Annotated in this window: 1 rRNA gene (only partly in view); it reads left to right on the forward strand. The window is 56.5% G+C overall.

Annotated elements, in window-relative coordinates:
- Window positions 1–1,838, forward strand: a 23S ribosomal RNA gene (locus AB0F29_RS41440); it begins 1,363 nt to the left of the window's first position.
- Window positions 1,839–1,860 lie beyond the last annotated feature (22 nt).

A 1,860-nucleotide genomic window follows, 5' to 3' on the forward strand; every position in this document is an offset into this window, starting at 1 on the left:
TACGCCCGTATGGATGGGTAGGGGAGCGTCGTGTGCCGGGTGAAGCAGCCGCGGAAGCGAGTTGTGGACGGTTCACGAGTGAGAATGCAGGCATGAGTAGCGATACACACGTGAGAAACGTGTGCGCCGATTGACTAAGGGTTCCTGGGTCAAGCTGATCTGCCCAGGGTAAGTCGGGACCTAAGGCGAGGCCGACAGGCGTAGTCGATGGACAACCGGTTGATATTCCGGTACCCGCTTTGAAACGCCCAGTACTGAATCAGGCGATGCTAAGTCCGTGAAGCCGGCCCGATCTCTTCGGAGTTGAGGGTAGTGGTGGAGCCGATGAACCAGACTTGTAGTAGGTAAGCGATGGGGTGACGCAGGAAGGTAGTCCAGCCCGGGCGGTGGTTGTCCCGGGGTAAGGGTGTAGCCCGTGTGGTAGGTAAATCCGTCACACGTTAAGGGTGAGACCTGATGCCGAGCCGATTGTGGTGAAGTGGATGATCCTATGCTGTCGAGAAAAGCCTCTAGCGAGTTTCATGGCGGCCCGTACCCTAAACCGACTCAGGTGGTCAGGTAGAGAATACCGAGGCGTTCGGGTGAACTATGGTTAAGGAACTCGGCAAAATGCCCCCGTAACTTCGGGAGAAGGGGGGCCATCACTGGTGATAGCACTTGCTGCTTGAGCTGGGGGTGGCCGCAGAGACCAGCGAGAAGCGACTGTTTACTAAAAACACAGGTCCGTGCGAAGCCGTAAGGCGATGTATACGGACTGACGCCTGCCCGGTGCTGGAACGTTAAGGGGACCGGTTAGCTGCCTTTCGGGGTGGCGAAGCTGAGAACTTAAGCGCCAGTAAACGGCGGTGGTAACTATAACCATCCTAAGGTAGCGAAATTCCTTGTCGGGTAAGTTCCGACCTGCACGAATGGCGTAACGACTTCTCGACTGTCTCAACCATAGGCCCGGTGAAATTGCACTACGAGTAAAGATGCTCGTTTCGCGCAGCAGGACGGAAAGACCCCGGGACCTTTACTATAGTTTGATATTGGTGTTCGGTTCGGCTTGTGTAGGATAGGTGGGAGACTTTGAAGCGGCCACGCCAGTGGTTGTGGAGTCGTCGTTGAAATACCACTCTGGTCGTGCTGGATGTCTAACCTGGGTCCGTGATCCGGATCAGGGACAGTGTCTGATGGGTAGTTTAACTGGGGCGGTTGCCTCCTAAAGAGTAACGGAGGCGCCCAAAGGTTCCCTCAGCCTGGTTGGCAATCAGGTGTTGAGTGTAAGTGCACAAGGGAGCTTGACTGTGAGACCGACGGGTCGAGCAGGGACGAAAGTCGGGACTAGTGATCCGGCAGTGGCTTGTGGAAGCGCTGTCGCTCAACGGATAAAAGGTACCCCGGGGATAACAGGCTGATCTTCCCCAAGAGTCCATATCGACGGGATGGTTTGGCACCTCGATGTCGGCTCGTCGCATCCTGGGGCTGGAGTCGGTCCCAAGGGTTGGGCTGTTCGCCCATTAAAGCGGTACGCGAGCTGGGTTTAGAACGTCGTGAGACAGTTCGGTCCCTATCCGCTGCGCGCGCAGGAATATTGAGAAGGGCTGTCCCTAGTACGAGAGGACCGGGACGGACGAACCTCTGGTGTGCCAGTTGTCCTGCCAAGGGCATGGCTGGTTGGCTACGTTCGGAAAGGATAACCGCTGAAAGCATCTAAGCGGGAAGCCTGCTTCGAGATGAGTATTCCCACCCTCTTGAAGGGTTAAGGCTCCCAGTAGACGACTGGGTTGATAGGCCAGATGTGGAAGCCCGGCAACGGGTGGAGCTGACTGGTACTAATAGGCCGAGGGCTTGTCCTCAGTTGCTCGCGTCCACTGTGTT

The sequence above is a fragment of the Streptomyces sp. NPDC026589 genome, assembly GCF_040638385.1.
In the GTDB taxonomy this organism is placed as follows: Bacteria; Actinomycetota; Actinomycetes; order Streptomycetales; family Streptomycetaceae; genus Streptomyces.